This is a genomic window from Candidatus Burkholderia verschuerenii, assembly GCF_001189365.1.
Taxonomy (GTDB): Bacteria; Pseudomonadota; Gammaproteobacteria; order Burkholderiales; family Burkholderiaceae; genus Caballeronia; species Caballeronia verschuerenii.
In genome coordinates, this window is the sequence record NZ_LFJJ01000357.1 from 1 (window position 1) to 8,827 (window position 8,827).

Genomic DNA, 8,827 nt, shown 5'->3' on the forward strand with positions numbered 1-8,827 from the left:
GGCTTACCCGGAACAATGGACTCCAGTCGTCCCCATATCTCATCGGTCAGCAACATTCGACTCATCTTGATCGCTTACGCAAAAGATGAGATGTAAACACATTTCTTCAAATGTGAACAGAGCCTAGGCCTCTTGCTGGTGTCGCAAGCAGCAGCCAAACATCTCGGCGAAGGCTCGAGCATCATCAATGTCAGCTCCGTCGTATCGCGCATCACGCCGCCGACGACCGCTGTGTATAGCGGCACCAAAGGCGCGGTGGACGCGATCACCGGCGTGCTCGCGCGCGAACTCGGCCCGAAGCAGATTCGCGTCAATGCAATCAACCCCGGCATCGTGCATACGGAAGGCGCTGAAACGCTCGGCGTGATCGGCTCGGACTTCGACAAGCAAGCGGTCGCTCAAACGCCGCTGGGCCGTATCGGCCAGCCGCGCGATATCGCCGATATCGCCGTGTTCCTCGCCTCCGACGATTCGCGCTGGCTCACGGGCGAACATCTCACGGCTAGCGGCGGCATGCGCTGATTCGTCATGGGGTTTGTATCGGGCCTAAAATAGCGGTTAATCCGCTATTCAGGCCCGATCATGAGCGCTGAGCTTTCGATTCGCGTAGAAGATCCCAAGCAAGATCCGTTCGTCGGCGTGTACGAGCGCCCGCCCGGCGCGCCGAGCGAATGGTGGCGCGTGAGTATGTCCGAGCGCGAGCATATGTATCGCATCGAGCATGGCGGTGCGCAAGGGCGCGTGAATATCGACACGGTCGTCGATCTCGACAATCTGCGCGCGAAGCTGCACAAATGGCATCGTGAAGGCTTCGTGCGCAGCGGTGAAGGCGAGACGCTTGCGCCGCCGCATCGCGAAGATTTCATGATGCGGCTGCGTCGCGCGGCGCAGGCGATGCCCGCATCGCAAGTCGACGAACCTTCCATCACCATCGGCGATATCGCCATCGCGCAAGGCGCGGGTGGCTCGCTGGTTCCCGCTGTCAATCCCGCTTATCTCTTCACCGATCGCGCCAACGACGTGCTGCGCGATATCGCCGAAAACAAGCGCGTGATGCTGATCGGTCACACGGGCGCGGGCAAGACGAGCCTTATCGAACAGATCGCCGCGCACGCAGCGCACGGCGTGCTGCGTTCCAATATGAACGGGCAGACGACCATTGGCGATTTCGTCGGCTTCTGGACCGTGAAGGGCGGCGAAACGCGCTGGGTCGATGGCGTGCTGCCGCTCGCGATGCGCGCGGGCCATTGACTGGTGATCGATGAAATCGACTTCGCGGAGCCTGCGATTCTCGCGGTGCTGACGGCCGTGCTCGAACCCGCCGGACGTCTGCTGCTCAAGGAGAAGGGCGACGAGATCGTGACGCCGCATCCGGCGTTTCGTTTGTTCGCAACCGCGAATGCAGTGGGCGCGATGAGCGCGTACCGGCATCTCTATCAAGGCGCCAATCTGATGAACGAGGCGTTCCTCGATCGCTGGCGCGTCTATCTGATGGACTATCTTTCTCCCGCCGACGAAGCGCGCGTGCTGATGCGAACCTTCGCGCCGCGCCTTGACGAAGCGCTCGCGCATACGCTTGCGGCCATCGCGGCCGAGTGCCGCACGGCCTTCGTGCGCGAGGATCTTGCGAGCGCGTTCTCCACGCGTCGGCTGATCGACTGGACCGAACTGATGCTGCGTCACGGCGATCCCGAACGCGCCGCCGGTCCCGTGATTTATTCGAAAGTGAGCGCGGAAGATGCGACGCTGATTCGCAGCATCATCCGGCATCACATCGATCTCGACGCGTGAGTGCATCGCTCGACACGACCGCGCTCACGCGACTCGCGCGCGTGCTGACCGGCGATCCGCAGATCGAAGCGGTGATGCTTCCCGATGGTCCGCGCGTGGAGCGCGGGCGCATCGTCTTGCCCGAACTCGATGCGGACGACGATCTGCTGACCGGCTACGTCGATCTGCTCGCCGCGCGCATGAAATACGGCGATGCGCGCGCGTTGGCGCAAGTCGATGCGCCTGTTGAACAGCGCCTTGCGCAAAGCATCGATGATCGGCGCGTCTGTGTCCAACTGCTCGAACGCTATCCCGGCGCACGCCATTATCTTGCGCGATGGCGCGAGCATGCGGCATCGGAGATTGCGCGCGGCTGGCACGACATGGCTTGGTGCGACAAGCTGCTTTGGCTGATCGATCGCGCGCTGTGGAACGAGGCGCTATCCGCAAACGAACGCATCGATTCGCTGCTCGCGACGCTCAATGCATGCGAGGCGCAAATCGACGCCGCGCGGCATGCGCGCAGCACGGCGGAAAGCATCGCGGCATCGCGGGAATTGGTGGCGTCGGTGCGCATGCTCGCATCGCGCGCCTTCAACACGATGATGTTCAGTTCCGATGCCGACGACACATTCGACGCGGAAAACGTATCCAGCGAGTTCCTTGGTGGCGATCAGATTGCGCCTTCTTCGAGCGACAAGATTGCGACATCCGACAGCATACAATCAGTCATCCTTATAAATAATGAAGGCGTGCGTCCATTTCTGTCCGTGCCTTTCACGACCGAATTCGATCTCGTCACGGACCTGACCGGTAAGGGCAACGCCATCGCGTGGCGCAATCTATTGTCGCTTGCGCGCGCGGAAACCGCATCGCTCAAGGCCAAACTCGAACGCGCATTGCGCGCCGACGAACACACGCATTGGCGACGCGAACAGGAACGCGGCGAGCTCGATCGTCACGCCTTGCCGCGACTCGCGATCTCGCCCGGCTATCGCACGCCGTTTCGCGTGAAGCGCGTTGCGAAGGGCCGCGATGCAGCGGTCAGCATTCTGATCGATCGCAGCGGATCGATGACGGGCAAGAAGATCGAACTCGCGCGACTATGCGCCGCGGCGCTCGCCGATGCACTGATGCAACTGGCCTTCGATTGCGAAGTGCTCGGCTATAGCTCGATCGAATCGCCGGAGATGCGCGCGGCCTACGATGCGGCGCTCGCCGACGGCACGCCGATGCGCCGCTTCAACCGCTTCGTCGAGCGGCTCGATCTGACGGTCTACAAGCGCTTCGATTCGAATGCGCTCGATGGTCTCGTCGCGATCGAATGCGGCCACGAAAATCCCGATGGCGAAGCGCTTGCCTGGGCCGCCGATCGCCTGACGATGCATCGCGCGAAACGGCGCATTCTGATGGTGCTGTCCGACGGCTATCCCGCCACCGGCGACGGCCATCCCACCGTGCTGCGCAACGATCTGCACGAACGCGTCAGAGATATCGCGCAGAAGGGCATCGAACTGATCGGCGTCGGCGTGCTCGACGATGCGGTCGAGCAGTTCTATCCGACCAGCATCGTGGTCCGCGCGCTTCACGAATTGCCGGCGCAAGCGTTCGCCGTGCTGGCGACGACGCTCCTCAACCGATAGGCGCTCCGGGACAACCCTGATTGTTCTGATGTAACACGCTTTGTTGCCTTCTAGATCATACGTATGATCTAGAAGGTAATTCGAGCCATGCCGACTTTGCACCGGCAAGTGTTGAATCAGATGGGCGAGCAGATTTGCTCGGGCAAATTCCTGCCCGGCGACATCCTGCCGGCCGAGACCGAGCTTGCGGAACAGATGCAGGTGAGCCGCATCACCATTCGCGAGACGATGAAGTCGCTGTCGGCGAAGGGCATGCTTCAGGTGCGCCGCCGTCACGGCACCATCGTGCTGCCGCGTTCGCAGTGGCAACTGTTCGATCCCGACGTCATCACCTGGCGCGCGCGCGCCGGCACCGTGGACGCCGATCTCATCCGCGATCTGATGGAACTGCGCACGATCATCGAGTCGAATGCGGCGAAGCTCGCGGCGAAGCGTGCGACGCCCGAGGATCGCGTCGCGGTGCGTCGCGCGTTCAAGGCGATGGAGCGCGCGGTCGCGGGCCACGGCGAATACGTGCCCGCCGATCTCGCCTTTCACGGCGCGATTCTCACTGCGTGCCACAACCAGTTCATCCAGCAAATGCAGAACGCGCTCTCCGCGATTCTGCGCACGAGTTTCGAATTGAGTTCGGAGATCGCGGGCGGCCCGGCGCGCTCCCTGCCGATGCACGAGGCGCTGTGCATCGCGATCGAAAATGGCGATCAGGATGCGGCGGAGAAAGCGGTACTCACGCTGATCGCGCACGCCGAAAAGGATTTCGACTATCGTGCCGAATTGCATCGGACTACCAAAGATAAGCCGCTTTAAACCTACACGATAAAGGATCTTCGCATGACCCAGTTGTTCGATCTGAGCGGCCGCACGGCGCTCGTCACCGGCTCCGCGCGCGGCATCGGCTTTGCGCTCGCGCAAGGTTTGGGCAAGGCAGGCGCGCGCGTCGTCATCAACGGCACGAAAGCCGATACCGTCGATGCAGCCGTGAGCCGTCTGCGCGACGAAGGCATCGACGCGCAAGGCCGCGCGTTCGACGTCACCGATGAAGCCGCCGTCGCCGCCGCATTCGAAGCGTGGGACGCGGCGGGCGTCGAAGTCGACATCCTCGTGAACAACGCGGGCATCCAGTTCTGCAAGCCGCTGATCGAGCTCGCGCTTGCCGACTGGCAACGCGTGATCGACACCAATCTGACCAGCGCGTTCATCGTGGCGAAGGAAGCGGCGCGTCGCATGATCGACCGGCATCGTGGGGGCAAGATCATCAATATCGGTTCGCTGACGAGCGAAGGCGCGCGCGCGACCGTCGCGCCTTATACGGCGGCGAAGGGCGGCGTGAAGATGCTGACGCGCGCGATGAGCGCCGAATGGGCCGCGTTCGATATTCAGGCGAACGCGATCGGCCCGGGCTACATCCTCACCGACATGAATCAGGCGCTCGTCGATAACGCGAGCTTCGACGCATGGGTGAAGAGCAGCAACCCGTCGCAGCGCTGGGGCAAGCCGGAAGAGCTCGTCTGCACGGCCGTGTATCTCGCGTCGCCGGCGTCGAGCTATGTGAACGGGCAAATCATCTATGTGGATGGCGGCTGGCTCGCCGTGCTGTGAATATCGGAGACATCATGGAAAGCGTCAAAACAGTCGCGCCGCAGCGATGGTGGCATCTCATGCCGATCATCTTCATCACCTATAGCCTCGCGTATTTCGATCGCGCGAATTACGGCTTCGCGGCGGCGGGCATCGATAAGGACCTCGGCATCACGCCGGCAACGTCGTCGCTGATCGGCTCGCTGTTCTTTCTCGGCTACTGCCTGTTTCAAGTGCCCGGCGCGATCTACGTGCAGAAAAACAGCGTCAAGAAGCTGATCTTCGTCAGCCTGTTGCTGTGAGGCGTATGCGCCGCCGCGACCGGCATGGTCAGCAATATTCCCATGCTGATGGCGCTGCGTTTCGTGCTCGGCATCGTCGAGGCAGCGGTCATGCCTTCGATGCTGATGTACATCAGCCGCTGGTTCACGCGCTCGGAACGCTCGCGCGCCAACACGTTCCTGATTCTCGGCAATCCGGTCACGGTGCTGTGGATGTCGATCGTATCGGGCTATCTCGTGCGCAACTTCGGCTGGCGCGAGATGTTCGTCTTCGAAGGCGTGCCCGCGTTGTTGTGGGCCGTGGTGTGGTGGTTCACGGTGAAGGATCGTCCCGCCGATGCACACTGGATGAGCGAGAAAGAGAAGGCCGATTTCGATGCGATCCTCAAGTCCGAGCAGGCGCATATCGCGCCGGTGCGCGACTACAAGGCCGCGTTCCGTTCGTCGATCGTGCTCAAGTGCTGCGCGATTCATGCGCTGTGGAGCATCGGCGTGTACGGCTTCATCATGTGGCTACCGTCCATTCTCAAGTCTGCATCGACAATCGATATCGTGTCGGTCGGCTGGCTTTCGGCCGTGCCGTATCTTGCCGCCATCATCCTGATGTTGATCGCGTCGTATCTGTCGGACAAGACGCGTAATCGCAAGCTGTTCGTGTGGCCGCTGCTGTTGATCGGCACGATCGCGTTCGTCGGTTCGTATCTCGTCGGCGGCTCGAATTTCTGGCTGTCGTTCGTGTTGCTGGTGATTGCCGGCGCGACGATGTATGCGCCGTACGGACCGTTCTTCGCGCTCGTGCCGGAACTCATTCCGAGCAACGTGCTAGGCGGCGCGATCGGTTTGATCAACGCATGCGGAGCGCTCGGCGCGTTCCTCGGTGCGTGGCTCGTCGGCTATCTGAACGGCGCGACGGGCAGCCCTTCGGCTTCGTATGTGTTCATGGCCGCGGCGCTGCTCGCGTCCGTCGTCATCATGATGCTCGTGCCCGCGCAAACGGGCCAGCATTCGACACCCAAGGGAGGCGCGGGCACGAAGTCCAAAACCGTGTCCTCCGCTCTCGCGGAATAAGGCAATGGCAACACTCATCACCGACGTCAAGGTCATTCTGACCGCGCCGGAAGGCATCAATCTTATCGTCGTCAAGGTAGAAACGAATCAGGACGGGCTTTACGGTTTGGGTTGCGCGACCTTCGCTTACCGGCATCTCGCGGTCAAATGTCTGATCGAGGAATATCTGCGGCCCTTGCTGATCGGACGCGATGCGGAGGCTATAGAAGATCTCTGGCAGTTGATGCATCAGAACGCGTATTGGCGTAACGGTCCGATCGAAAACAACGCGATCTCCGGCATCGACATGGCGTTGTGGGACATCAAGGGCAAGCTCGCGAATATGCCGCTGTATCAGTTGTTCGGCGGCAAGGTGCGCGAAGGCGTGCCGATTTATCGACATGCGGATGGCCGCGATCTCAACGAACTGTGCGACAACATCCAGCGTTATCGCGAGCAGGGCATCACGCATATTCGTTGTCAGAGCGGTGGTTATGGCGGCGGTGCTTTCGGTCGCGCGTCGTCGAATGCGCCGGAAGGCTCGCCTAACGGCATCTATCTCGATAGTCGCAAGTACATGCGCGAAACGCTCAAGCTGTTCGATGGCATTCGCAACAAGATCGGCTTCGACGTCGAGTTATGCCATGACGTGCACGAGCGTCTGAAGCCGGTCGAAGCGATTCGTTTCGCACGCGAACTCGAACCGTTCGAATTGTTCTTTCTCGAAGATGCGATTCCGCTCGAAGAAGGCGAGTGGATGCGTCAGCTAAGGGAAAAAACCACGACGCCGCTCGCACAAGGCGAATTGTTCAATAATCTTTACGAATGGCGCTTCCTGATCACGGAACGGTTGATCGATTTCGTGCGCGTGCATCTGAGTCAGATCGGCGGCATCACGGCGGGACGCAAGCTGCAGATTTTCGCGGAGCAGTTCGGCGTGCGCACCGCGTGGCACGGCCCCGGCGACATGTCGCCGATGGCGCATGCGGCGAATATCCATATCGATCTGGCGGCGCGCAATTTCGGTTTGCAGGAATGGTCGGGTACGGAGCCGCCGAACTTCGTCATTCAGGAGTTGAAGGGACCGCGCGAGGCCTTGCTCGATGTGTTTCCCGGCTTGCCTGAATTCCGCCACGGCTTTGTCTATGCGAACGACAAACCGGGTCTCGGCGTGGATATCGACGAGAAGGAAGCGGCAAATTATCCGTGCGAAAACACGGTCACGCAGTGGACGCAGACGCGTTTGATGGACGGCGCGTTGCAGACGCCCTAAAACGTCATTCGATCGGCGAAGCGAAGGTCCGCGCAATGGCCAAAAAATTCGCGGTCTTCGCGGGCATCGTATCGATGCGCGAGGCGAGCGCAAGGCGAATCGGAATCGCCTTGCCCGCGACATCGTTATACACCACGCCTTCGACCTGAATCTGACACACGGACGCGGGCACGATCGATACGCCGAACTCCGCCGCCACCAGATTCACCACGGACGATAACTGCGGCGCTTGCTGTCCTTCGATCGGATCGAAGCCCGCATCGCGGCACGCGCCGACAATCACATCATGCAGCGTGGGACTTGCCTCACGCGGCAACATGACGAACGGATCGTCCGCAAGTTGCGACAGATCGATCCGACGCTTCTTCGCCAGCCGATGCGTGATCGGCAAAACCACCTTCATCGGCTCGATCGCAATATGATCGAACTGCACGCCGGCAGGCGATACGCTGCCCAACCGCACGAACGCGACATCGACGCGGCCATCGTCGAGATACGAAAGCAACTGCGCGGTGTTGCCTTCAGCCAACGTAAGCGTAACGTTAGGATAAGCCTGCCGATAGGCGCGAATAAGTTTCGACACGACCGGATTGAACGCCGCCGATTCCGTAAAACCGATATTGAACTGCCCGATTTCGCCGCGCCCCGCGCTCTGCGCGTTTTCAATGGCGATGCGCGCATCGGCCATGATGCGTTTAGCATCGACCGCAAAGGCTTCTCCCGCCTCGGTCAACACGACGCCGTGCCCCGTGCGACGAAACAGGCGTACGCCGAGTTCGTCTTCCAGCGCGTGGATTTGCTGGCTCAACGGCGGCTGCCCGATGCCGAGTTTTTCCGCCGCGCGCGTGACGTTGCGCTCCTCGGCGACTGCTAGAAAATAGCGAATATGACGCAGTTCCATCCGATATCTATAAAACCTATTTCAGAAAGACGCGATAGATATTTGACAGTATAACAATGGCGCGACAAAATATCGCTATCGCGCAAAAGTGCGGGCTAGAACTACTCCCCAGATATGTCGCCTATCGCTTGTCGAAGTGAATCAGGCAGGACGAGTCGCGCCCGTGTCGTGCATCGACGCTGCACGCAACGTCTCATCGCTTAGGAAGGGGTCTAGCATGGCTGAAGCCGTAAAAAAACCAAGGCCCGAGTACCGGAACATCGGGATCGGCCAACTCGCGCAATACCGCTTGCCGCTCGCAGGGAAGGTGTCGATCCTGCATCGTGTCAGTGGC

6 protein-coding genes and 3 pseudogenes are annotated in these 8,827 nt (G+C 60.8%); 8 read left to right on the plus strand and 1 reads right to left on the minus strand.

Features of this window, described 5'->3' with window-relative positions:
- Nucleotides 1-126 precede the first annotated feature (126 nt).
- From BVER_RS28795 to BVER_RS28825, 7 genes and pseudogenes are all read left to right on the plus strand, one after another.
- A pseudogene (locus BVER_RS28795) lies at nucleotides 127-522 on the plus strand (SDR family oxidoreductase); the annotation flags it as partial.
- Between the two features lie 60 nt (nucleotides 523-582).
- Nucleotides 583-1,791, plus strand: a pseudogene (locus tag BVER_RS36405) (AAA family ATPase).
- Entirely contained in the window at nucleotides 1,788-3,413 is a 1,626-nt protein-coding gene (locus BVER_RS28805; protein WP_050456132.1) for a cobaltochelatase CobT-related protein, read from the plus strand. Before BVER_RS36405 ends, BVER_RS28805 begins: the two are co-directional and overlap by 4 nt.
- An 87-nt stretch (nucleotides 3,414-3,500) precedes the next feature.
- Complete coding sequence (locus BVER_RS28810; RefSeq protein WP_050456133.1) at nucleotides 3,501-4,220, plus strand: FadR/GntR family transcriptional regulator; 720 nt, start codon at nucleotides 3,501-3,503, stop codon at nucleotides 4,218-4,220.
- A gap of 24 nt (nucleotides 4,221-4,244) precedes the next feature.
- Nucleotides 4,245-5,012: an SDR family oxidoreductase gene (locus BVER_RS28815; protein ID WP_050456134.1), complete on the plus strand. Its 768-nt coding sequence runs from the start codon at nucleotides 4,245-4,247 to the stop codon at nucleotides 5,010-5,012.
- Nucleotides 5,013-5,026: 14 nt separating this feature from the next.
- Nucleotides 5,027-6,340 (plus strand): annotated as a pseudogene (locus BVER_RS28820) (MFS transporter).
- A 4-nt stretch (nucleotides 6,341-6,344) separates the two neighbouring features.
- Nucleotides 6,345-7,592 carry an enolase C-terminal domain-like protein gene (locus BVER_RS28825; RefSeq protein WP_050456135.1) on the plus strand — a complete coding sequence of 416 codons (1,248 nt, stop codon included), beginning with the start codon at nucleotides 6,345-6,347 and terminating at the stop codon, nucleotides 7,590-7,592.
- Nucleotides 7,593-7,596: 4 nt separating this feature from the next.
- On the opposite strand, the gene BVER_RS28830 is transcribed toward BVER_RS28825, so the two are convergent.
- A complete protein-coding gene (locus BVER_RS28830) occupies nucleotides 7,597-8,493 on the minus strand; it encodes a LysR family transcriptional regulator (RefSeq protein ID WP_050456136.1) in 897 nt (298 codons plus the stop codon).
- Nucleotides 8,494-8,665: 172 nt separating this feature from the next.
- Between BVER_RS28830 and BVER_RS36625 the strand changes: the two genes are divergently transcribed.
- Nucleotides 8,666-8,827, plus strand: a 162-nt coding sequence (locus BVER_RS36625; protein ID WP_440588114.1) for a succinate dehydrogenase, cytochrome b556 subunit, incomplete at its 3' end; no start/stop codon positions are given.